This is a genomic window from Brevundimonas sp. FG8 (genome assembly GCF_057808845.1).
Map to the genome: position 1 here is coordinate 400,260 of NZ_JBMDIU010000001.1, position 20,989 is coordinate 421,248.

A 20,989-nucleotide genomic window follows, 5' to 3' on the forward strand; every position below is an offset into this window, starting at 1 on the left:
GTCGGTTGTATCCTTGGTCGCCATGTCTGAACCCGCCGCCATGCCCGAGGAGGTCGCGCCCGTCGCCGGCCACCGCGCGCGCCACGCGCTGCTGAAGCGGCTGGCGGATGTGGTGTCGTTGCCGGCGAGCCGGATCAATGCGTTCGAGCGTTCGGTGACGGGCGACCTGCTGGTCGAGATGTTGCGTCTGGCCTCGCACGAGGACAGACGTCGGGTGGCTGCGCGTCTGGCCCCGTTGACCGAGATCCCCAATGCGCTGGCCCGGATGCTGCTGCGCGATGAACCGGACATCGCCGGGCTGCTGATCGAGCAGTGCGCCTCGTTGTCGGACGCCGATCTGGTCGCCTGCGCTCGCGACGCGGCGCTTGAACACCGGGTGCTGATTGCGGCGCGGCGGGGTGTGTCAGAGGTGGTCGCCGAAACGCTGCTGAGCTTCGGGGAAAGCGAGGTTATTGAAGCCTTGCTCCGCAATACCTCCGCTCGCCTCAGTCAGGTCGCGGTCGAGGGCGTGGTCAGTCTGAGTCGAACCGAGCGGAACCTGTGTGTTCACCTGCTGAAGCGTCCGGAACTGCGCCCGTCCGGCGCCTATGTGATGTTCTGGTGGTCCAGTCCGGATGATCGGCGAACCATCCTTCAACGCTTCGCCGTATCGCGCGAGGTCATGCAGGAGGTCGCCGAAGACGTCTTCGCCATGGCGGCGGAGGAAGGTTGGCAGGATCCGGTTTCACGCAAGGCGCTGCAATTCATCGAGCGCCGTCAACGCAATCGCGCGGCCATCGCGAAGAGCCCTTACGGCGGGTTGGAGGAAGCCGTTGCGGCGGCGGGCCTGAAGGGTATGTCGCGGGACCTCGCAACAGAGATCGCCCATCTGTCGGGGGTGAAGCCGATCACCGGCGCGAAGATACTCGGCGATCCCGGCGGGGAACCGCTGGCGATCCTGTGCAAGGCGACGGGCCTGGGTCGAGGAGATTTGCAGGCTTTGTGGCGCTCGTTGCGGCGCCCGGAGTTGCTGGCGGACGGCTCCGTCGATCCAATCTGGGAACGGGTCCAGATCACCTACGAAATGCTCGCGGTTGATCGTGCTCAGACTGTTCTTCGATACTGGAACTGGTCTCTGTCCTCGGCCTTGACGCCAGCTCTACTCAGGGCGATCCGGGATGGCGAGGAAGACGCCCTGGATGACTATTCAGCGCCCGAACGGGCCGCAATGCTGGCCCTCGCGGAGAACTTCGGTCGCTAGGCGTGCGGCCAGAGGTTTCGTCGAAATACCAGAACAAATCGCCAAACTGTCCGGCGTTGCCAACAGTAGCGAACGTCTTTATTTCACTCCAAATGAAGGGCTGGGGATGATCCAGTCGATCCACTGCAATTTGGCTGGGAAACCATGGAAGAAAACTCGCAACTGCTCGAGATGACCGCCGATATCGTTTCGGCCTATGTCGGCAACAACAATGTGCAGGCTTCGGAAGTGCCGGGCCTGATTTCGAGCATCCACGCGGCGCTGTCGCAAGTGTCGACGGGTGTCGTGGAGCCCGAGCCCGAGCCCCGCGAACCGGCGGTTCCGGTTCGCAAGTCGATTACGCCGGACTATCTGATCTGTCTGGAAGACGGCCGCAAGTTCAAGTCGCTGAAGCGTCACCTGCGCACCAAGTACAACATGAGCCCCGAGGAATACCGCGCCAAGTGGAACCTGCCGAAGGACTATCCGATGGTCGCCCCGAACTACGCCAAGGCGCGTTCTGATCTGGCCAAGCAGATGGGTCTGGGGCAGGGCGGTCGTAAGCCGGCCCGCGCGACTCGCGCCAAGAAGTAAGGGTCGCAAGGACGAACAGAAGCGCCCGCCGGAGTGATCCGGCGGGCGTTTTGCGGTCTGGAGGTGGATCAGGCCGCCTGGGCTCCGCGCCGCATACGCCAGAACCGCAGGGTGCGCAGGGCGGCCTCGCGGCTGAGTTCGGCGTACATGCGGGCGTAGGCGTGAGCCTTGGCCATGGCGTCGCCGTCATCGTTCAGCAGGACCACGGCGTAGGTCAGGAACAGAGCCCGATCGAGATCGGCGGCCTTGCAAACCACCGCCAGAGCATCAAGTTCGCGTCTGTCGATAATCTGACGCGCCGTATGGAAATCGATATCCGACAGCTGCGCCAGTGCGATCAGGAAGGATGTCCGGCTGCCTGAGCGCAGGAAGCGGGCGAGCATGCGGGGCGTCAGCTGGCCGGCGGCCTTCAGTTCCTCGACATAGGCCAGACACTCCGAATAGTCGGCGGGCAGGGCGCCGTCGTCGGTGGCGATCCGGGTGCGACCCGCGGCCAGCGCAGCCTCCAGCAAGGCCGGGTCCATGCGGGCGTTCTGCTCAAGAATCTGGTTCCGCAGGCGCGCTTCCACGACGAAATACATGTCGTTCAGCAGATCGGCGGGCAAACCGGCCCGAGAGACGGCGGTCTCGTGCAGGGCGGGGTTCGCCTTGGCGCGCTCAACGGCGACCTCGGAGGCCCGTCGCGACAGGCGGGCGCCATCGTTGCGCAGGAGGGTGCCCAGGGTTTCGTCGTCGCCGCGTTCAACGATGACCTCCGAAACAGCCTCGGAGAGCGTCGACCGTGTCGAGACGGCGCGTAGATGGTCCTGACCGTGTTTGCGCACGACGCCCAGCAGGTCCTCGTCTGTCAGGACGGGGGAGTGGGCCAGAACGGCGCCGGCGACCGCCGCCTCGTCGTTGGCGAGGCGGCGGATCAGGGCGTGTGGCGCGTCCGGGGCGGAAGCGAAGCGGGTCGCCAGCTCGGTGCGAACCGCCATCTCCATATCGTCCGCGAGTTTGGCCAGGACGGCGCCATAGTGCTCGTCCTCGGTGGCGGTGCGGTTGGGCGCGCCGAAGAAATGTTCAGTCAGTTCGCGCAGCAGCGCCCGGCGCTTTTCGCTGGAGCCCTCTTCGGCCAGAGCGATCAGATCGGGGAGGCGCGACACGGTCATGGTGTCGCTCACTGGTAGTCCCCTTCGGGCGCGGTGGGCTGAACGCGGGTCCGGCCCTGGGCGTCCCTAATGAGGGTGGGGCCCGACTGAGGTTCGGCAAGGTCCTGGGAAGCCAACGACACCGGCGTGGTTACGGCGAGGCCGTCTACGTAGGACGGCTCGGGAATGCTCACGGCGTCAGGCGTCCGGCCATTCTGCCGGTGAACAGAATAGTAGCGGGCTCCCTGTTCCGTAGGAGCGGCCCGGGATGCGCTCTCAATCGTCGCGGCGGCAGGCGCTGACGGTTGCTGGATGCGGAAGATCGGCGCGTCCCGGCGCGGGGCCATGGGGTCGACCGCCTCGTCGGCGTTTTGCACAGCGACAGGCGCGGGCTGGGCCGCCGCCATGGCGACGTCCGCAGGGGCGGGCTGACCGCGTCCGCCCTGCTCGGGGAGGTACTCAGGCATCGCGCGGGAAGGCTGGGCGGCGGCCGGAGCTGGCGCAACGGTCGCGCGGGCTGGAGGCGTAGGTGGCGGCACGGGGGTTGCGGCGGGCGGCGGCGTCCGAAGCCATGCGTTGGCGGGTGTCAGGGTGCGAGGCGCGGCGACCGGCGCCGGAGCTTCAACCGTAGCTGCGTAGCCGCCGTGCGGAATGACGCGATTGGGACGGCGCTGGGCGGGCGCAGGCTGACCATCGCGGTCGGTCGTGGGCAGGGCGACGACCTCCGGTCGTCCAGCCCAACGCAGATACTGGGGCGGTGCGGTCTGGGCCTGAGCAGCGTCAGCAAGCCCGGTCGCCGTCAGGGCGAGGGTCGCGAGGCCGAGGGTCAGGCAGGGGGCGCGGCGCAAGAGCGGCTCCGAACTCGGGAGGTCTGGGCGCACAGGGTATTCTTGGCGGGCTTAATCCGTCGCTAACGCGCGCAAGTGATTTGTCGATCAGGAAAGGTGCGCGCGAACGCGGCGTTCGGCGAAGCCGACGGCGCCGCTGAGGGCGAGCCCCATGGCCATCAGGCACACCAGCGCCGCCAGCATATCGGCCGTGCGCAGACGATTTCCGGCCTCAAGCAAGCGCCAGGCGAGACCCTGCGTGGCGCCGGAGCCGGAAACGAACTCCGCGACGACCGCGCCGATGACCGCCTGACCCGCGGCTACCCGGAAACCCTCCAGCGCGAAGGGCAGGGCGGCGGGAAGGCGTAGTCGGGTCATGCGCTGCAGCCGTGATGCGCCGTACAAATCAAACAGGCGCTCGAGGTCGGGGTCGGCGGCCTTCAGGCCCGTCAGCACGCCGGAGAAGATGGGGAAGAAGGCAACGGCGGCTGCCAGGCCGATGACCGCGCGGTCGGCATTGTCGAGCCCGGCCCAGATGAGAACCAGCGGAGCGATGGCGACAATCGGAGTCACCTGAACCGCGACCGCGAGTGGGCGCACGGCCTGTTCGCCTGTTCGGCTGAGTGAGACGACAAGCGCCAGGCCCCCGCCGACGAGGCCGGCGAAGAAGAGCGCCAGAACCGCCATACGGAAGGTCTGAAACGCGGAGCCCATGAGCAACGGCGCGTGCTCAATCAGGGCAACCGCGATCGCACTGGGGGGCGGCAGGAAATAGATCGGAACGTTGAGAACGCGGCAGGCGACCTCCCAAACCGCGATCAGTAGCAAGACCAGGCCGAGCGGCGCGAGAACGCGGCTCATGAGACGCGGTCCGGCATGGCGTGGGCCAGGGCGCGGGTGAGGGCTTCGATCGTCTCTCGATACGCGGGCATGGAACGCCAGTCGGCCGGGCGCGGAATGACTCCCGGCGTGGGGCGAGCCATGGCGACCTGGCCGCTGACGGCGTCCAGCACGACGGTTCGTCCGGCGAGATAGACGGCTTCTTCAATGTCGTGAGTGACGAAGACAACCGCGGGCCGCGGCGAGCGTCCGGCCCAGAGGCGGTGAATATCCTCAATCAGATGCCGCCGTGTGACGCTGTCGAGCGCGGCGAAGGGTTCATCGAGAAGCAGCAGGTCAGGTTGGGTGACCAGAGCCCGGGCCAGTGAGGCGCGCATGGCCATGCCGCCGGACAACTGACGCGGACGGGCGGTCAGACGCTCGCCAAGGCCTACGGAGGCCAGAGCGACGGCGGCGCGAGCTCGCGCTTCGTCCTTGGGTGTTCCGGACAGCTCGAGCGGCAGCGCGACGTTGGTCTGGGCATCGGCCCAAGGCATCAGGGTCGGCGACTGGAAGACAAAGGCTGTGCGCCCGGGGGCGGCGGCCCGAACCCTGCCTTCGGTCGGAACTTCCAGCCCTGCCAAAAGGCGTAATGTCGTGGATTTGCCCGCGCCGGAAGCGCCGACCACGCCGACAATTTCACCGGGCGCAATGGACAGGTTCAGTGGGCCAATCGGGGCTCGGTCAGGGTAACGCACAACGACATCGTGAAGCGCCGCAGTTGTGTCAGCCACGGCCGCGGCCCGGCAGGTACTGGGTGGTGAAGGCCTGCCGCCAGTCGAGGTTGGGCGGATAAACGCCTGCCTGGCTGGTGGCGTCGAAGAAGGCCTGCCAGCGCTCCTCGGTCATTGTCCCGAGGCCGTAGAGGGCAGCATCCCCACCGTCGACGATGCCGTTACTGCGAAGCTTCTCCCGGGCCTGATCGAGAATATCCTGGGTCATCTCGGGATTGTCGCGTCGGATCAGTTCGTCCGCCGCCTTGCCGTCGCCCTGAATGTAGTCGCGCCAGCCCTCGGCGGAGGCCGCGATGAAGTTGCGCAGGGCTGAGGCGTTGTCGCGGGCGAACGCCGTGGGGGCGAGAACCATGGTGGCGTAGGAAGGGTATCCTTCGTCAGCCAGCAGGAAGACCCGGGGTTCGAAGCCAGCTTCCTTCTGTATCGTATAGGGTTCGGAGGTCAGGTAGCCCTGCTGCACCGCCCGTCGGTCGGCGATGAAAGGCGCCGGGTTGAAGGTGTATTTGCGCACCTGCGCATCGGTGAAGCCGTACTTTTCCTTGAGCCAGACCCAGAAGGCGTTGATCGAGGCGTCCGCCAGCAGGAAGGGACGTCCGGCAAGGTCCGCGATGCTTTCCAGCGCCGGGTCCGGGTGGGCGATGAGGACCTGCGGGTCTTTCTGGAAGAAAGCCGCGACGGCCTTCACCGGCGCGCCTTCCGCCACGAGGTTCAGCGGGATGAAGCTGTTGGACCCCATGCCCAGTTCGACCGCGCCGGTTGCCAGCAACTGGGGCACGTTCACGCCGGGGCCGCCCTGGATGATCTGGACGTTCAGACCACGCTTCTCGTAGGCCCCGGAAGCAAGCGCCTGATAGAAGCCGCCGTGCTCGGCCTGTGCGCGCCAGTCGGTGGCGAAGCGCAGGCGGATTCGACCGTCGGCGTCGGGCTCGACCTCGGAGTTGTTGTTGAAGCAGGAGGCGACGGCGGCGCTGGCGACAACAGCGCCCGCCCCGGCCAGAAGGGCGCGGCGGTTGGGCGACAGTCTGCGATTCCCGCGCGAGGTCATGACCTTATGTACGGCCAAGGCGATGGCGGCGAAAGGGCGAAGGAGAGGCGCTGAGCGCCGGAATTGAGCGAGGGGACGAAGGGCCTCGGCGAACCGGTGCTCCTCGTCCCCTCGCCAAGTCCGGGTTGGACTTGGCCGTTGAGGTTTTGGACCCTGGCGTCAGCGTCAGCGAGGCAAGCCTCGACAACGGTCAGCTGTATCCTTTCGCGCTCCTGGTCTCCGGCGTTCCGCGGGTCTGGCCCGCGCCGTCCTTTGATCCCGATCCGGTTCCTTTCCGGTTCCGTCTCCGGCCGAAGCCATAGACATCCCCTTGGGGCCTTGATCCTGCCTCCCGCCCGTTACGATCCGAAGATCGCCCGAAGCGTCGGGTCAGAGAGCCGGGCCGGTTCGCCTTGAGCCCCGGGTCTCCCCGGTTTTCCGCGCCGCCGTGTCCCTCGGCCTGATCAAGCTCGCTCCAAATCCCGGATCCAGCAAGCGCCCGGAATGCCCCGCTTGTGGATCAATTGAGGGATAAAACTTGTCCAATCCATGTATCGCAAATTCCAGATCGGCAATTTTCTTCGATATGTGAAGATATTGCGACGTTATGCACAGGGTGGCGAAAGAGGGTCAATTTTGCTCCGAAACGCTCCTGAATTCGCTCAGCCAGGGACGGTGCGGTCGAGCCAGGTCCGGATTTCGGAAAGTGTCCGGGCTGCGACCGGGCCGCCGAAATGGACGAAGCCGTGCGGCGCGAGCGGGACCTGTATCAGTTCGGCAGGCGCAGCTATCGACCAGGCATCGGCCATGAGTGTGCTGTCGTCCCTCAGCGGGTCGAGGTCGCCCGAGATGAAGAGGGCCGGAGGGAGGTCCCGCATTTCGGCGTACAGGGGCGATACATCAGGCAGACGGCGACCCGCCTCGTCGCGATCCGGGAGCAGACGCGCCATGTCCCCCGCCATGGTCGGGCCGTTGAGGAGGAGGGTGTCGCGTCCGGCCTCTCGCACGGAGGGCGTCCCGGACAGATCGAACACGCCGTAGAGAAAGACGCAGCCCCTGAAGGCGGCGAGCCTGTTCTCGTTGCGAAGCGTCAGAGCGGTGAGGGCGGCCAGATGGCCGCCGGCGGACTGGCCGGACAGGAAGAGGTCCATGGTCCCGAACCGGGCGGCGGCGTGGTCGACCAGCCAACGACCGGCGGCGGCGCAGTCCGAGATTGCGTGCTGAAGCAGGATGCCGCGGCTCTCGCTGAGAAGGCGGTAGTCGAGAGAGACCACAGCCAGTCCGGTCTCGGCGGCGAGGTCGGCATTGAGATGATCGTTCAGCCCCGCGCTGCCGAGGACCCAGCCGCCCCCGTGCATGTCGAGCACGACGCCGCGCGGTGGTTTCGGCGGGTGCAGGATACGGAGCGGAACGCCGCCGTCGGCGGAGGGGATGCGGATGGTTTCCACGCGTACCTTGCGGTGACGGAGCCATGCGGCGGTCACGGTGCGGGCGGGAATGTCGAAAGCGTCGCTGGCCCACTGACCGAGTTCCAGCCGCCAGCCATCCGTCTTCAGGCGGGGCATGACGGACAGGGTCGCGTTGATGCGCGAAGCAGCGCGGCGCTCGGACGGCGTCAGATCGAGACGGCGGAGTGTGGCGGGCATAGGAAGACGCTAGGCCTGTTCGTTGAACCTGGCGATGCGGCGTCCGGACGCCGTCAGCCGGTCAAAGCCGCCTTCTTCTCTTCCAGTTCGAGCCATTCCAGTTCGATCTCCTCGAGTTGGGTCCGGGCTTTTTCGGCGGCCTTCATCGCGCGGTCGAAGGCAGCGGGATCGCGGCTGTAGAGGGCGGGATCAGACAGGATGGCGTCCTGTTTGGCGATCTCGACCGGAAGGGTCTCAAGCAGGCCCTCGATCTCCTTGAGGCGGTGGACGTCCTTGAAAGAGAGTTTGCCGGCTTTTTTCGGCGCGGCTACGGGCTCGACCCTCGGCGCGGTGGCGGTTCGGGGCATTTCGACCGCCGAAGGCGGCGGGGTGAGGAAACCGGGGTTCTGTCGGATGAAGTCGGACCAGCCGCCGGGGGTTTCGACGATGTCGCCGCGTCCGTTCATGGCGATAGTCGAAGTCGCGAGACGATCAACGAAGTCCCGGTCGTGGCTGACCAGGATCAGGGTGCCGTCATAGCTCTCGAGCAGTTCCTCAAGCTTTTCGAGAGTGTCCATGTCGAGGTCATTGGTCGGCTCGTCGAGGATCAGCATGTTGGCCGGCTTGGCCAAGGCCCGGGCCAAGAGAAGGCGGTTCCGCTCGCCGCCCGAGAGCGTGGAGATCGGCTGACGCAACTGCCCTTCCTGGAACAGGAATTCCTTGGCGTAGGCGGCGACGTGCCTGGAGTGGCCACGCACGAGAATGGAGTCGCCGCCGCCCGGGGTCAGGGCGTCCCAAAGGGTCATGTCCGACTTCAGGCCCTCACGCGACTGGTCCAGATAGACCGGCTCGAGGTTGGCTCCCATGCGGACCGTGCCCTCATCAGGTGCGAGTTCGCCGAGCAGAACCTTCACCAGGGTCGTTTTGCCCGCGCCGTTGGGGCCGACGATGGCCAGACGGTCGCCGCGAATGACCCGGGTGGTGAGGCCCTTGAAGATGGTGCGGTCTCCGAAGCGTTTGCTGACGCCCTTGAGGTCGGCGACCAGCTTGCCGGAGGTGGCGCCGCTATCGACACCGAGCTGGAGTTCGCGCGGGAGGTCGCGGACGCGTTCGGCCCGGTCGGCGCGCATGGCCTGCAAGGCGCGCGCGCGGCCTTCATTGCGGGTGCGCTGGGCGGTGATAGAGCGGTAGAAGGTATAGGTCTCGGCCTCGATCCGCTTGGTCAGGCGGCGAAGGGACTCCGCTTCCTCCTCCATGACCTTGGCGGCCCATTCGTCGAAGGCGGCGAAGCCCTTGTCGAGCGTGCGCACCTTTCGGCCTTCCAGCCAATGCACCGACTGGGTGACGCGATTCAGGAAGGCGCGGTCGTGGCTGACGACCAGCACGGCGAAGCGCGCCGACAGCAACTCGTTCTCGAGCAGTTCGATGGCGAGAATGTCGAGGTGGTTGGTCGGCTCGTCCAGCAGGAGCAGGTCGGGCTCCTCGGCGAAGGCCTTGGCCAAGGCGGCGCGGCGGGTTTCGCCGCCGGACAGGTTTACGGTCGACTTGTTGGGATCGAGCCCGAATGTCGTGAGCCAGCTCTCGGCGGTCCAGCGCTCGGCCTCGCCGGAGGCGGCGTAGTCCAGCAGCGTGTCGCCCTTGATGTCGGGTTCCTGCGGGACATAGGCAAAGCGGGTGCCCGCCTGCACGGAGCGGTCGCCGGCGTCGGGCTCGATCAGGCCCATTACCAGCTTCATCAGGGTGGACTTGCCGGCGCCGTTGCGGCCGACGAGCGCGGCGCGTGTGCGCGGCTCAATCGCCATGTCGACGCCGTCGAACAGCGGGCGTTGTCCATCCTGGAGACGGACATCCTTGAGGGCGATAAGCGGGGGACGGGCAGCCATGGCGGGCCATATAGAGGAGGGGGCGACCGCTCGCCACGCCGGAGTTCACTTGACCCATACCGTCTGGACGGTATGTAGCGGAAATGGACATCGCCGTACGCCGCCGCGCCCCGGACACCACTCGCGCCGAGATCATCGACAAGGCGCTTGAGGTCGTTGCTGAACTGGGCCCCAAAGGCTTTACGCTGGACGCGGTCGCCGCGCGGACGACAGTGAGCAAGGGCGCGCTGCTGCACCATTTTCCGACCAAGATGACGTTGCTTGAAGGTGTGGTGGATCACCTCGGTGCGCTGTTCAGCGAGGCGGTGGTCGCTGAAGCGGCGCGGGATCCGCAGCCCTATGGACGGTCAGCGCGGGCCTATCTGCGCGTCACCATAAACGATGTGGGAACGCCCGAAGAGCTGAGCATCGGACGCGCCATTCTGGCGGCCTGCGCAGTTGAGCCTTCCCTGAAGCAGCGCTGGACGGAGGTGACCGCAGCCGCGCGCGCGGATGATCCGACGGATCCCGTGGGAGCGGATGATGCGCTGTTGCTGCGTCTTGTGGCCGACGGTCTGTGGATGTCGGACATCTTCGGTGTCTACGACGTATCGCCGGAGCAACGTCAGGCGCTTCTTTCGTTGCTGACGCCGGGCCACGTGCTGATGGAGAGCCCTGCGTGAGCCCGTTGACCTGGATCGCGTTGCTTGGGGCGATCTGCCTTGAGGTCGCGGGGACGACGCTTCTGCAGATGTCGCAGCAGTTCACCCGACCATGGCCTACAGCGGGGCTGGCTGCCTGCTACGGCATGGCCTTCTACCTGCTGTCCATCGCCTTGCGGCAGGTTCCGGTTGGTTTGGCCTACGCGATCTGGAGCGGGCTGGGCGTGGTGATGATCGCGACCATCGGCGCCGTGCTGTTCAAGCAGAGGCTGGATTTTCCGGCCATCGCCGGACTGACGCTGATCGTCGGCGGAGTGATGGTGATCAACCTGTTTTCGAAATCCGTGAGCCACTGACGGCGACACACGGCGACACGGGGCGCTGATCGGCGTATGGAGCCGCCGATGTACGCCTTCTGGGAAAACAAGACGCTCGAGGAGATGAGCCGCGCGGAGTGGGAAAGCCTCTGCGACGGTTGCGGTCTGTGCTGTCTGGTGCGGTTCGAGGATGAGGATACCGGCGAGGTGATCCCCACGCGGGTGCACTGCAAGCTGTTCGATTCAGACCGCTGCACCTGCTCGGATTACGCCAACCGGAAGAAGCACGTCCCGGACTGCATCAAGCTGACGCCGCAAAATATCGAGGCGCTGGAGTGGATGCCGAAATCCTGTGCCTATCGGCGCATCCATGAGGGGCGCACCCTGGCGCCCTGGCATCATCTGGTTTCGGGTAGCCGGGAGACGGTGCACGAGGCCGGAGTTTCGGTACGTGGCCAGACGGTGTCGGAGTTGGCCTTGAAGGAGGCGGAGGATGCGCTGGACTTCGAAGCACCGGAGTGGCGCGAGGAACGCGGCGTCTGAAATTTCAAAAATTCAGCCGAATTTCTGAAAAGAAGTTCCGGGATTCCCGAGGCTTGTAAAAAACAGTTCGCCATCTTCCAACGCTCGGACGCTGGCGCCGCATACTTTGGGCATCACGGGAAAGACCGCAAAGCCCCGGCGGCCGCGGTCCCGATCCACGGAGATCATGATGCTCAATTGGCGGCGGCCCTTCGGGGATCGACGGCGCATCGCCGCGCCTGAAACGAAGGACAGTCGGGCCGGCGCCTTGATCGCACTGACCGGCGACGGGCGGGCCCGATGGACGCCAAGGGACTACGCGAGTCTCGCGGTGGAGGGCTTCACAAAGAATCCGGTGGCGTATCGGTGTGTCCGCATGATCGCCGAAGCGGCTGCGGCGACGCCGTTGCGGGTGTTCTCGGACGGGGTGCGGCGGGACCACCATCCGGCGGCGCTGCTGCTTGGCGGCCTCGGCCTGGAACTGAAGGCCGGGCTTTCATCGGCCTCCGACTCGGCCGGCTACGTTGTGCCGGAACAGACCGAACGGGCCATTGAGCGGCGTCTGACCGCGGGGTCGCCGATGCGGGAAATCGCGTCGGTGCGAACGGTGCAGGCCGGCGTCTTCCGCAAGCCGGTGTCGATCAGCGGGGTCGGATCGGGCTGGGTGGCCGAGACGGCCGGGCGACCCGAGACCGACCCCGCCACACTGGCGCTGCTGGAGTTCCCGTCGGCGGATCTCTACGCCTGCCCGGCGGCGACACAGTCGCTGCTCGACGACGCTCTGGTCGATCTGGACGAGTGGTTGGGCGGCGGGTCGTCGCCCTGTCTCCCCTCGATGCCTTGCGGCTGGAGGTCGGCGACGACCTGGTCGTGGAGGGCGTTGAGGGCGTCTGGCGGGTCGGGGAGATTGAACTGGCGGAGATCGCTTCAGCCACGCTGGAGCGGACCTTTCCGATGGAGATCGAGGGCGATGATGACTCCCCTATCGGTCCGGACGCCGTAGCGACCGTCGGCGCGCCGTTCTTCAGGATAGTGGAATTGCCGCTTCTTCCCGGTGGGGAAGGCGCGGATCAGCCAGTTGCCGTCGTAGCCGCCGATCCGTGGCGCACCATGGAGGTGCGGGCGGGGGCGTCACCGGATGCTTTGAGTGTACGAGGAGCGGTAAGCTCGCCCACAACGGTGGCGACCCTTCTGCATCCGATCGCCGGGGGGATGCGCCATCGCTGGGATCATACCCAGACCTTGACGATCAAGGTCGAAGGACGGGCTCCCGAGAGCCGGAGTACAGAGGCTGTGCTGGCCGGAGGCAACGCCGTTGCTCTTGAAACCGATCAGGGATGGGAACTGATCCAGTTTCGCCGGGCCGACCTGCTTGATCACGAAACCTGGCGGCTGTCAGGCCTGTTGCGTGGACAGCAAGGAACTGAGCGCGCCATGAGCGCAGGCGCATCGGCTGGGGCGATCGTCGTGCTTCTGGACTCGGGCCTGGAGAAGATGGCCGTTGCGACCGGGGAGCGGAATCTCCCTTTAATCTGGCGAGCCGGCCCCGAGGGCGTTCCGGGTGGAGCGGGCGTCACGGAGACTCAATTCCAACTGACTGGCGCTCATGCCCGCCCCTGGAGCCCCGCCCATCTCAGAGTGAAGGCGCTCAACGGGGGAGGTTTCACGCTCAGCTGGATTCCTCGCTCGAGAATTTGGGGAGACCTTTGGGATGGCGACGACTATCCGAGTGATCCGTCTCGTTTCCGTATCCGGGTAATGGACGATGACCGGCCGGTCCGGGTGTGGGAAGTTCAAGCCGCCGAGGGCGTCTATTCGTCTGAAGACTTCGCGGCTGATTTTCCTGACGGAGCACCCGCGGGTGTCAGAATCGCCGTGGCGCAATGGGGCGAAGGCTACGGATGGGGCGAGGAGGCTTTGTTCCGACTGTGATCTGCTGCATCCGCGAAGGATGAGGTTTGCGGAATCCTTCGGATGGCCTAACTGAAATGCTCGGCATTTGACGCAGGAGCGAACTCGAACGTGGCGGGCGATCCCTACAAGGAACTGGGCGTGGCCCGGGGTGCGAGCCAGGACGAGATCAAGAAGGCGTTCCGCAAGCTCGCCAAGGAACTCCATCCTGACAAGAACCCCGGAAACAAGGAAGCCGATGAACGCTTCAAGCGTGTTACGGCGGCCTTTGACATCGTGGGCGACAAGGACAAGCGCGCGAAGTTTGATCGTGGGGAGATCGACGCTGACGGCCGTGAACAGTTTCGCGGTTTCGGCGGCGGCGCGACCGACGGGCGTGGCCCTGGCGGGTTCGGCCAGAACCCGTTCGGTCAGGGCAGCGGCGCGCGCAACGGTTTCGAAAACATTGATCTCGACGAGATATTCGGCGGCATGTTCGGTGGTGGCGGCGCGCGTCAGGGCGCCCGTGGGGGGGGCTTCGCAAAGGGACAGGATGTTCGCGCGACGCTGGAGATCAGTCTTGAAGACTCGATTTCCGGCGCGACACGGCGGATCCAGTTTTCTGACGGCCGCACGCTGGATGTCGCCATCCCCAAGGGCGCAGGCGACGGCCAGACCATTCGTCTGAAGGGGCAGGGCATGCCCGGCAGGGGCGGTGAAAGCGGCGATGCGTTAATTGAGTTGAAACTGGCTCCGCACCCGGTCTTCACCCGCGATGGGGCGGACCTGACGATGGATCAGCCGGTGCCGCTCTATGATGCTGTTCTGGGCGGCAAGGTACCGCTCAGGACGCCGGAAGGCACAGTCAGCATGACCATTCCCGCCGGGTCGAGTTCGGGCAAGGTCTTGCGTCTGAAGGGGCGGGGCGCCTTCGCCAACGGAAAGCGCGGTGATCTGCTGGCCAAGCTCATGATTGTCTTGCCGGAGGGCGACGACGCATTGACCCAGCTGGCCCAGAAGGCGCGTGACGCCGGGCCGATCCGGCCGTTCCGTGACTGACCGATGACCAGCAAGCCGAACGCCAAGCCTGAACGTCCGTGGTTTTCCTCTGGCCCGACCGCCAAGAGGCCTGGCTGGTCCTCACAAGCGATTTCCCATGATTTGTTGGGACGAGGAATCCGCGCGCCGGAAGTGGTCGGTCGCTTCGCCTACGGGCTGAAACTGACCCGCGAACTGCTTCAGCTCCCCGAGGATTGGGTGATGGTCTACGTCCCGGGCTCCGACACCGGCGCGGTCGAGGCGGCGATGTGGTCGATGCTCGGTGAGCGTCCGGTGCAGGTTCTGGCCTTCGAGAATTTCGGAAAGGTCTGGGCGACCGACGCCAAATCGCACCTGAACCTTGATCCCGAAATCATTTCTGCGCCTTGGGGGCAGTTCCCGGACACGTCGCGGGTCGATCCGGCAAAGGATCTGGTCTTCCCCTGGAACGGCACGACCTCTGGCGTGAAGGCGCCCGGCGCGGACTGGTTGTCGACCGAGCGCGAAGGCCTCGTGATCTGCGACGCCACCTCCGCGGCGTTCGCCATGCCCCTGCCATTCGAGAAGCTGGATGTGGTGACCTTCAGCTTCCAGAAGGCATTGGGCGGTGAAGCCGGGTTGGGCGTGGCCGCCCTGTCGCCACGGGCGGTCGAGCGGCTGGATCGCTACGAGCCGCCTCGTCCTGTTCCCAAGGTTCTGCGTCTGCGCGGGGACAACGGCTTCGAGCGAACGCTTGCGACCGGTTCGATGCTGAACACCTTCTCGGTCTGGACGCTGGAAGACTGGATCGACGGCGTTGAATGGGGGATTTCGATTGGCGGCCTTGAGGCCCTGATCGCGCGCACCGACGCCAACGCCGCGGCGCTGGACCGGTGGGTGTCGCGGACGGATTGGGTGGAGTATCTCGCCGAGACGCCGGACATTCGCTCGACCACCTCTGTCTGTCTCAAGATTGTCGACCCACGCGTCACCGCGATGGATGACGAGCTGCGGCGTGATCTGGTCTCCCGGATGAAGGCGCTGGTTGAGAATGAGGGTGCGGCCTTCGACATCGAAGGCCACCGCAACGCGCCCGCCGGTCTGCGCATCTGGTGCGGCTGCACGGTCGATGTGGCGGACATCGAAGCCCTGACGCCTTGGCTGGATTGGGCGTTGGCCACGGCGATCATCGAATATTCCGTCGACTGAGCAGGACACCCGGCGATTCCCCCGCTATAGGCTGCGCCCGCATTCCGGAAACCGGATCAGCGGAGAAGTGTCTTGGCGAACGTCGCGGTAGTCGGCGCCCAGTGGGGTGACGAAGGCAAGGGCAAGATCGTCGACTGGTTGTCGAACCGGGCCGATATGGTCGTGCGGTTCCAGGGCGGGCACAACGCAGGCCACACACTGGTCGTTGACGGCAAGGTCTACAAACTGGCGCTGCTGCCCTCGGGCGTTGTGCAGGGCAAGCCGTCGATCATCGGCAACGGCGTGGTCGTTGATCCTTGGCATCTGGTCGGCGAGATCGAGAAAATTCAGGCCCAGGGCGTGGCCATCACCCCGGACATCCTGACCATCGCCGACAACGCCTGTCTAATCCTCCCGGTCCACCCGGCGCTGGACGTGGCGCGCGAGGCCGCCGCCAGCGCGCCTGGCGCCAGGATCGGCACGACCGGGCGCGGCATCGGTCCGGCGTATGAAGACAAGGTGGGCCGTCGCGCCATTCGGGTGTGCGATCTGGCCAACGAAGACGATCTGAAGATCAAGATCGACCGCCTTCGCTCGCACCATGACCCGCTACGCGCGGGTCTGGGGCTTGAGCCCATCGATCCCGACGTTCTGCTGAACCAGTTGCTCGAGATCGCGCCCAGGATTCTGCCCTATGTGAAGCCCGCCTGGCGCGTGCTGGATCAGGCGCAAAAGTCCGGCAAGCGCGTGCTGTTCGAAGGGGCGCAGGGCGCCTTCCTCGACGTGGATCACGGCACCTATCCCTATGTGACCAGCTCAAACACCGTGGCCGGTCAGGCTGCCGCCGGCTCCGGCATCGGTCCGCGCGGCGCCGGCTATGTGCTGGGCATTGTAAAGGCCTACACAACCCGCGTCGGCGAAGGGCCCTTCGCCTGCGAGCTCAACGATGCGGTCGGCGAGCATCTGGCGACCGTCGGTCGTGAGGTCGGCGTCAACACCGGTCGCGCCCGTCGTTGCGGCTGGTTTGATGCTGTGCTGGTGCGCCAGTCCGTGGCGATCAACGGTATCGACGGCATCGCCCTGACCAAGTTGGATGTGCTGGACGGGCTGAAGACTTTGAAGATCTGTGTTGGCTATCGGGTCAATGGCGAGGTGCTGGACTACCTGCCCTCCAGCCTGAAGGACCAAGCCGCCGCAGAGCCGGTGTTCGAGGAGCTGGAAGGCTGGATTGAAAGCACCGCCGGTGTCCGGAGCTTCAAGGACATCAACGCCAATGCGATCAAATATGTACGCCGCATTGAAGAGCTGATCGGCGCGCCGGTGGCTCTGCTGTCCACCAGCCCGGAGCGGGATGACACCATCCTGATGCGTGATCCGTTCCTCGGCTAAGGACAACTCCTTAGCGTTCAAGTCAATTTAACCCGGACCGATCATAAGGGGTGGACCTGAGGAGGTTTCCCCTTGTTCGCTATTGATCGTCGCATCCTCGCCCGGATTGAGCCGGTGACGAAGCGGGTTCTGATTGTCGACCCTAACCCTCACGCCGCGAGGCTGTTGACGGACGTCGTCAAGGCGCTGGGCGCCCGTGATGTGATCGTGGAATCGGAGGAGGCGCGGGCGCTCAAGGCGGCGTCAGCGCTGGAGCCCGGCATCATTTTCACTGAACGCACTGGACCCGGGCTGGATGGTGAAAGCCTGTCGCGCCGCATCCGTCGGTCCGACATGGACTGCCGCCGCGCGCCGATCATCATGGTGACGGCTGAAGCGACCGCGACGACCATTCTGGGCGCCCGGGATTCCGGGGTTCACGAGTTCCTGCGCAAGCCGTTCACCAGCGGCGACTTGCTGAAGCGGGTGGAGAACGTGGCGCTGAAGCCGCGCGACTGGATCGAGGCGGTCGGCTATGTCGGCCCGGATCGCCGCCGCTTCAACTCGGGTGAGTACACCGGTCCGGCCAAGCGCAAGGGCGACCGGGGGACGAGCGGCGCGGCGGCCATTGACGCGGCCAAGGATCAGGCGATGCGCATTCTCGCCTCGGCGCTGGATCAGTTCGATCATGATCCCATGCAGGCGGTCCGTGCGATCCGCGAGCAGGCCGGGGCCCTGAAGGCCGTGGCCATGAAACTGGCTGACACCCGTCTGGTTGTCGCTGTCGGTGCGCTGGAGGTCAGTCTGGCTGCCGGCGCGGCCAGCAAAGAGACCCTAGCGGCTCCGATCGGCGCCTTGCTGGCGATGCATCAGGCCGCGCCCATGAAAAAGGCGGGCTGAACCAGCCCGCCTTGATCAGTTTTGCTTTGTCGCTAGCGCTCGCGACGCGGTCGCTCACTGCTTGAGCGCCTTTAAGCGTCGACCAGATTCCGCTCTTCCGCGGCGGCGCGCATGGCCTTCTGCAGCTTCTCGAACGCCCGCACCTCGATCTGACGTACGCGCTCGCGGCTGACGCCGTACTGGCCGGCCAGTTCTTCCAGCGTCACCGGGTCATCCTTCAGGCGACGCTCGGTCAGGATGTGTTTCTCGCGGTCAGTCAGCTCTTCCATCGCTTCCTGAAGCAGGCCCATGCGGAGCGACTTCTCCTCGTTCTCCGCCAGCGCCGTCTCCTGCGAAACAGCGTTGTCGTCGGCCAGCCAATCCTGCCATTCGCTTTCGCCGTCCGCGCGCAGCGGAGCGTTCAGCGAGGCATCGCCGCCAAGCCGGCGGTTCATGCTGATCACATCCTCATTGGTCACGCCCAGCTTGGTGGCGATGGCCTCGACGTGTTCCGGATGCAGGTCGCCCTCCTCGAAAGCCGAGATCTGGCTCTTGGCCTTGCGCAGGTTGAAGAACAGCTTCTTCTGCGCGGCGGTGGTCCCCATTTTGACGAGCGACCAGCTGCGCAGGATGTATTCCTGGATTGAGGCGCGGATCCACCACATGGCGTAGGTCGCCAGACGGAAGCCCTTGTCCGGATCGAATTTCTTGACCGCCTGCATCAGGCCGACGTTGCCCTCGGATATCACTTCGCCGATCGGCAGGCCGTAGCCGCGATACCCCATGGCGATCTTGGCCACGAGACGAAGGTGCGATGTCACGAGGCGGTGGGCGGCTTCAGGGTCCTGATGTTCCGTCCAGCGCTTGGCCAGCATGAACTCTTCGTCCTTGGCCAGCATCGGAAACTTTCGGATTTCCGTGAGATAGCGCGACAGGCCCTGTTCGGGCGACATCACCGCAAGCGTAGTATTGGAAGCCATAGTCTTTGGTCCCTCCGACCGTATCCCGAGCGGGTCCAACGGTATCGGCCACCGAATGTGCACCGACGCCTCACCCCTCAACCGGCTAGATGGGAACGGGTTTCCGTCTTTGTCAGAGGCGGATTGTCACACGAAAGCGTGACCGTTGCCCGGGCGCCACTACGCCAGTCGAGGGAGCTTATAGCGGATAGTTAGTTTCTAATCAATACGCACTATCAGAGGCCGAGAATCTGGCGATAGGTCGGGTGCACGGCTTCGGCGTGTTCCGGATGCTTCTGCAGATAGCTGGAGAAGAAAGGGCAGACGGGCAGAATCAGCAGGCCGCGCGCCTTCGCGTCGGAAAGCACGTGTTTGGCCAGTCGGCTGGCGATGCCGCGGCCTTCCAGCCTTTCCGGAACCAGCGTCTCGGTGATCATCAGGTTGGGCGGCGACAGGTTGTAGGTCACCACGGCGACCTCGCCGTCGACGGTTAGTTCGTAGCGCTTGGCGTCGGCGTTATCGCGGATTTCGGGATCAAGCATCTGGCGACCTTCAGAGGTGTTGGAGGAGGGTTTCGAGTGCCTGCATGTCGGCGGGCGGCGCGGTCTCGAACCGCAGGGCCTCGCCGGTAACGGGATGAACGAAGCCGAGGACGGCCGCGTGCAGCGCTTGTCGGGTCAATCCGGCCTCGGCAACGGCGGCGCGCACCGGGGCCGCGGGACTGCCGGAGCCATAGACAGGGTCCCCGAGGATCGGTGAGCCTTTCGAGGCCAGATGGACCCGGATCTGATGCGTGCGTCCGGTGTGCAGGGTGCAGGCGACGCGCCCGGCCAGCGGCGCTCCGCCGGCCCGCGCCGGCTCTCCGAAGGTTCGATCCACCACATAGTCGGTGATGGCGTTGCGCCCGCCGGACTTCAGCACAGCCATCTTCTTGCGGTCGGAGGATGAGCGACCGATCAGGGTCTCGATACGCCCCTTCGACGGACTTGGCGCGCCGCGCGTCAGGGCGATGTAGGTGCGTTCAATGTCGTGGGTAGCGAACAGCGCCGAGAGCCCCTGATGCGCGCGATCCGTCTTGGCGGCGACCATGACGCCGGAGGTGTCCTTGTCGAGCCTATGCACGATCCCCGGTCGCGCGACGCCGCCGATCCCCGATAGGCTCTCTCCGCAATGGGCCAGCAGGGCGTTGACCAGTGTGCCGGTCTCATTGCCCGGCGCGGGATGGGCCGCCATGCCCGCGGGCTTGTCGATGACGATCAGGTCCGCGTCTTCATAGAGCACAGCCAGCGGGATCGCCTCGGGCTGCGGCGTGGCCGGCGCGACCGGGGGCAGGGTGATGGCGTACAGGCCTGCCTTCGCCTTGGACGAGCCGCCCGAAATCACGCCCCCGTCGAACGTCACCGCGCCCTCGCCCAGCAGCGTTTGCAGACGCGCCCGCGACAGGCTCGGGAAGGCTTCGGCCAAGGCCTTGTCCAGACGCACGCCCGCCGTCTCGATGCGAGCCTCCAGCACCGGGGCGTCGTCGTCTTCCGTCAGCAAGGGTTCGTCAGACACCCCGCACCTCTAGCATGGGCCGGACCGCGCGCGTCAAACCCGTCTTGGACCGAGCGTGGCGGCAAGGTAGAATATCGACGGTCTTCGGGGGAGGGCGCGATGCGCATGGTTGTCGTCGGTATGGCCTTGGTTGTCGCGGGCTCGCTGCTGGGCAGTTGCGCGACCATGAGCGCGGAAGAGTGCATGGCCGGCGATTGGGGCGGTCGCGGCTTCACTGACGGCGCGGCGGGCTACGCCCAGAGCCGTCTGGGGGAGCATGCCGAGGCGTGCAGCAAGCATGGTGTCGTTCCCGATGACGGCGCCTATCGCGCCGGCTGGGCGCAGGGCGTGCTACGATACTGCACCCTGCCTAACGGCTTCGCCCAGGGACGCAGCGGTGCCGCCTACAATGGCGTCTGTCCTCAAGATCTGGAGCGGGACTTCCTGCCTGCCTATCAGGATGGTCAACTGGTCTATGCGGCCGAACAGGCGGTCTCCACCGCTCGCAGCAGCGTCGACAGTCTGGGCGGCCGACTGGCCGAACTCGACGACAAGATCACGGCGAAACAGCGCGAACTGCGTCAGGATGGCCTGACCGATGAGCAGCGGGATCAGATCCGCAACCGCATCCAGGAAATCCGTCGTGAGCGCGAGGACACCGAGCGCAGCTGGCGCCGGGCCCAGGATGAGGTGGATGACGCCGAGCGCAACGCCCGCGACGTCCGTTATCGCTTTCAGAGACTCTACGGCGCCTGGTGAG

The 20,989-nt window shown here is 65.7% G+C and carries 22 protein-coding genes; 12 read left to right on the forward strand and 10 right to left on the reverse strand.

All coding sequences use genetic code 11. The features are described from left to right. Positions 1-22 precede the first annotated feature (22 nt). Both ACODRV_RS01835 and ACODRV_RS01840 read left to right on the forward strand, forming a co-directional pair. On the forward strand, positions 23-1,240 hold the full coding sequence (locus ACODRV_RS01835) for a DUF2336 domain-containing protein (protein ID WP_488907218.1): 1,218 nt from the start codon (positions 23-25) through the stop codon (positions 1,238-1,240). A gap of 144 nt (positions 1,241-1,384) precedes the next feature. Then, a complete protein-coding gene (locus ACODRV_RS01840; RefSeq protein WP_141625983.1) occupies positions 1,385-1,813 on the forward strand; it encodes a Ros/MucR family transcriptional regulator in 429 nt (142 codons plus the stop codon). A gap of 68 nt (positions 1,814-1,881) precedes the next feature. Here the strand turns inward: ACODRV_RS01840 and ACODRV_RS01845 are convergent, their stop codons facing one another. The 7 genes from ACODRV_RS01845 to ACODRV_RS01875 form a co-directional block, all read right to left on the reverse strand. Continuing rightward, positions 1,882-2,964 (reverse strand): DUF2336 domain-containing protein, encoded by a 1,083-nt coding sequence (locus tag ACODRV_RS01845; RefSeq protein WP_141628222.1) that lies wholly within the window; start codon positions 2,962-2,964, stop codon positions 1,882-1,884. An 8-nt stretch (positions 2,965-2,972) separates the two neighbouring features. Continuing rightward, on the reverse strand, positions 2,973-3,791 hold the full coding sequence (locus ACODRV_RS01850) for a hypothetical protein (RefSeq protein WP_488907219.1): 819 nt from the start codon (positions 3,789-3,791) through the stop codon (positions 2,973-2,975). 87 nt (positions 3,792-3,878) lie between these two features. Next, a complete protein-coding gene (locus tag ACODRV_RS01855) occupies positions 3,879-4,631 on the reverse strand; it encodes an ABC transporter permease (protein ID WP_488907220.1) in 753 nt (250 codons plus the stop codon). Then, the gene (locus tag ACODRV_RS01860) at positions 4,628-5,383 is read right to left on the reverse strand and encodes an ABC transporter ATP-binding protein (protein ID WP_488907221.1); all 756 of its coding nucleotides are present in this window, start codon (positions 5,381-5,383) and stop codon (positions 4,628-4,630) included. Before ACODRV_RS01860 ends, ACODRV_RS01855 begins: the two co-directional genes overlap by 4 nt. After that, positions 5,376-6,428 (reverse strand): ABC transporter substrate-binding protein, encoded by a 1,053-nt coding sequence (locus tag ACODRV_RS01865; protein ID WP_141625987.1) that lies wholly within the window; start codon positions 6,426-6,428, stop codon positions 5,376-5,378. Before ACODRV_RS01865 ends, ACODRV_RS01860 begins: the two co-directional genes overlap by 8 nt. Positions 6,429-7,069: 641 nt before the next feature. Then, positions 7,070-8,053 carry an alpha/beta hydrolase gene (locus tag ACODRV_RS01870; RefSeq protein WP_488907222.1) on the reverse strand — a complete coding sequence of 328 codons (984 nt, stop codon included), beginning with the start codon at positions 8,051-8,053 and terminating at the stop codon, positions 7,070-7,072. Between the two features lie 53 nt (positions 8,054-8,106). Beyond that, positions 8,107-9,915, reverse strand: a complete 1,809-nt coding sequence (locus ACODRV_RS01875) for an ABC-F family ATP-binding cassette domain-containing protein (protein WP_141625989.1) — start codon at positions 9,913-9,915, stop codon at positions 8,107-8,109. Between the two features lie 83 nt (positions 9,916-9,998). Between ACODRV_RS01875 and ACODRV_RS01880 the strand changes: the two genes are divergently transcribed. From ACODRV_RS01880 to ACODRV_RS01920, 9 genes are all read left to right on the forward strand, one after another. Then, positions 9,999-10,577: a TetR/AcrR family transcriptional regulator gene (locus ACODRV_RS01880; RefSeq protein ID WP_488907223.1), complete on the forward strand. Its 579-nt coding sequence runs from the start codon at positions 9,999-10,001 to the stop codon at positions 10,575-10,577. Continuing rightward, entirely contained in the window at positions 10,574-10,912 is a 339-nt protein-coding gene (locus tag ACODRV_RS01885; protein WP_141625991.1) for a DMT family transporter, read from the forward strand. The genes ACODRV_RS01880 and ACODRV_RS01885 overlap by 4 nt, the downstream gene beginning before the upstream one ends. A 36-nt stretch (positions 10,913-10,948) precedes the next feature. Continuing rightward, positions 10,949-11,416: a YcgN family cysteine cluster protein gene (locus tag ACODRV_RS01890; protein ID WP_370451032.1), complete on the forward strand. Its 468-nt coding sequence runs from the start codon at positions 10,949-10,951 to the stop codon at positions 11,414-11,416. A gap of 355 nt (positions 11,417-11,771) precedes the next feature. Next, entirely contained in the window at positions 11,772-12,398 is a 627-nt protein-coding gene (locus ACODRV_RS01895; protein WP_488907224.1) for a phage major capsid protein, read from the forward strand. Further along, positions 12,350-13,327 (forward strand): GTA baseplate fiber-binding domain-containing protein, encoded by a 978-nt coding sequence (locus ACODRV_RS01900; protein WP_488907225.1) that lies wholly within the window; start codon positions 12,350-12,352, stop codon positions 13,325-13,327. Before ACODRV_RS01895 ends, ACODRV_RS01900 begins: the two co-directional genes overlap by 49 nt. 90 nt (positions 13,328-13,417) lie before the next feature. After that, positions 13,418-14,344, forward strand: a complete 927-nt coding sequence (locus ACODRV_RS01905; RefSeq protein ID WP_488907226.1) for a DnaJ C-terminal domain-containing protein — start codon at positions 13,418-13,420, stop codon at positions 14,342-14,344. A gap of 3 nt (positions 14,345-14,347) precedes the next feature. After that, positions 14,348-15,511, forward strand: a complete 1,164-nt coding sequence (locus ACODRV_RS01910; RefSeq protein WP_488907227.1) for a phosphoserine transaminase — start codon at positions 14,348-14,350, stop codon at positions 15,509-15,511. A 72-nt stretch (positions 15,512-15,583) separates the two neighbouring features. Next, positions 15,584-16,879 carry an adenylosuccinate synthase gene (locus ACODRV_RS01915; RefSeq protein WP_488907228.1) on the forward strand — a complete coding sequence of 432 codons (1,296 nt, stop codon included), beginning with the start codon at positions 15,584-15,586 and terminating at the stop codon, positions 16,877-16,879. A gap of 114 nt (positions 16,880-16,993) precedes the next feature. Further along, complete coding sequence (locus ACODRV_RS01920) at positions 16,994-17,758, forward strand: response regulator (RefSeq protein ID WP_488907442.1); 765 nt, start codon at positions 16,994-16,996, stop codon at positions 17,756-17,758. A 71-nt stretch (positions 17,759-17,829) separates the two neighbouring features. Here ACODRV_RS01920 and rpoH read toward each other — a convergent pair whose 3' ends face one another. The 3 genes from rpoH to ACODRV_RS01935 form a co-directional block, all read right to left on the reverse strand. Continuing rightward, on the reverse strand, positions 17,830-18,717 hold the full coding sequence (gene rpoH, locus ACODRV_RS01925) for an RNA polymerase sigma factor RpoH (protein ID WP_141626001.1): 888 nt from the start codon (positions 18,715-18,717) through the stop codon (positions 17,830-17,832). Between the two features lie 215 nt (positions 18,718-18,932). Then, positions 18,933-19,238 carry a GNAT family N-acetyltransferase gene (locus ACODRV_RS01930; RefSeq protein WP_141626002.1) on the reverse strand — a complete coding sequence of 102 codons (306 nt, stop codon included), beginning with the start codon at positions 19,236-19,238 and terminating at the stop codon, positions 18,933-18,935. Positions 19,239-19,248: 10 nt separating this feature from the next. Next, positions 19,249-20,250, reverse strand: a complete 1,002-nt coding sequence (locus ACODRV_RS01935; protein ID WP_488907229.1) for an RluA family pseudouridine synthase — start codon at positions 20,248-20,250, stop codon at positions 19,249-19,251. A 99-nt stretch (positions 20,251-20,349) separates the two neighbouring features. Here ACODRV_RS01935 and ACODRV_RS01940 point away from each other — a divergent pair, with 99 nt between their 5' ends. Next, a complete protein-coding gene (locus ACODRV_RS01940; protein WP_488907230.1) occupies positions 20,350-20,988 on the forward strand; it encodes a DUF2799 domain-containing protein in 639 nt (212 codons plus the stop codon). Position 20,989 lies beyond the last annotated feature (1 nt).

Excerpts from the sequence above, each read along its gene's own strand:
- ACODRV_RS01835 (WP_488907218.1), top strand. The coding sequence starts at position 23 with ATGTCTGAACCCGCCGCCATGCCCGAGGAGGTCGCGCCCGTCGCCGGC.
- ACODRV_RS01840 (WP_141625983.1), top strand. The coding sequence starts at position 1,385 with ATGGAAGAAAACTCGCAACTGCTCGAGATGACCGCCGATATCGTTTCG.
- ACODRV_RS01845 (WP_141628222.1), bottom strand. The coding sequence starts at position 2,964 with ATGACCGTGTCGCGCCTCCCCGATCTGATCGCTCTGGCCGAAGAGGGC.
- ACODRV_RS01855 (WP_488907220.1), bottom strand. The coding sequence starts at position 4,631 with ATGAGCCGCGTTCTCGCGCCGCTCGGCCTGGTCTTGCTACTGATCGCG.
- ACODRV_RS01865 (WP_141625987.1), bottom strand. The coding sequence starts at position 6,428 with ATGACCTCGCGCGGGAATCGCAGACTGTCGCCCAACCGCCGCGCCCTT.
- ACODRV_RS01870 (WP_488907222.1), bottom strand. The coding sequence starts at position 8,053 with ATGCCCGCCACACTCCGCCGTCTCGATCTGACGCCGTCCGAGCGCCGC.
- ACODRV_RS01875 (WP_141625989.1), bottom strand. The coding sequence starts at position 9,915 with ATGGCTGCCCGTCCCCCGCTTATCGCCCTCAAGGATGTCCGTCTCCAG.
- ACODRV_RS01880 (WP_488907223.1), top strand. The coding sequence starts at position 9,999 with ATGGACATCGCCGTACGCCGCCGCGCCCCGGACACCACTCGCGCCGAG.
- ACODRV_RS01890 (WP_370451032.1), top strand. The coding sequence starts at position 10,949 with ATGGAGCCGCCGATGTACGCCTTCTGGGAAAACAAGACGCTCGAGGAG.
- ACODRV_RS01895 (WP_488907224.1), top strand. The coding sequence starts at position 11,772 with ATGATCGCCGAAGCGGCTGCGGCGACGCCGTTGCGGGTGTTCTCGGAC.
- ACODRV_RS01900 (WP_488907225.1), top strand. The coding sequence starts at position 12,350 with ATGGAGATCGAGGGCGATGATGACTCCCCTATCGGTCCGGACGCCGTA.
- ACODRV_RS01910 (WP_488907227.1), top strand. The coding sequence starts at position 14,348 with ATGACCAGCAAGCCGAACGCCAAGCCTGAACGTCCGTGGTTTTCCTCT.
- rpoH (WP_141626001.1), bottom strand. The coding sequence starts at position 18,717 with ATGGCTTCCAATACTACGCTTGCGGTGATGTCGCCCGAACAGGGCCTG.
- ACODRV_RS01930 (WP_141626002.1), bottom strand. The coding sequence starts at position 19,238 with ATGCTTGATCCCGAAATCCGCGATAACGCCGACGCCAAGCGCTACGAA.
- ACODRV_RS01940 (WP_488907230.1), top strand. The coding sequence starts at position 20,350 with ATGCGCATGGTTGTCGTCGGTATGGCCTTGGTTGTCGCGGGCTCGCTG.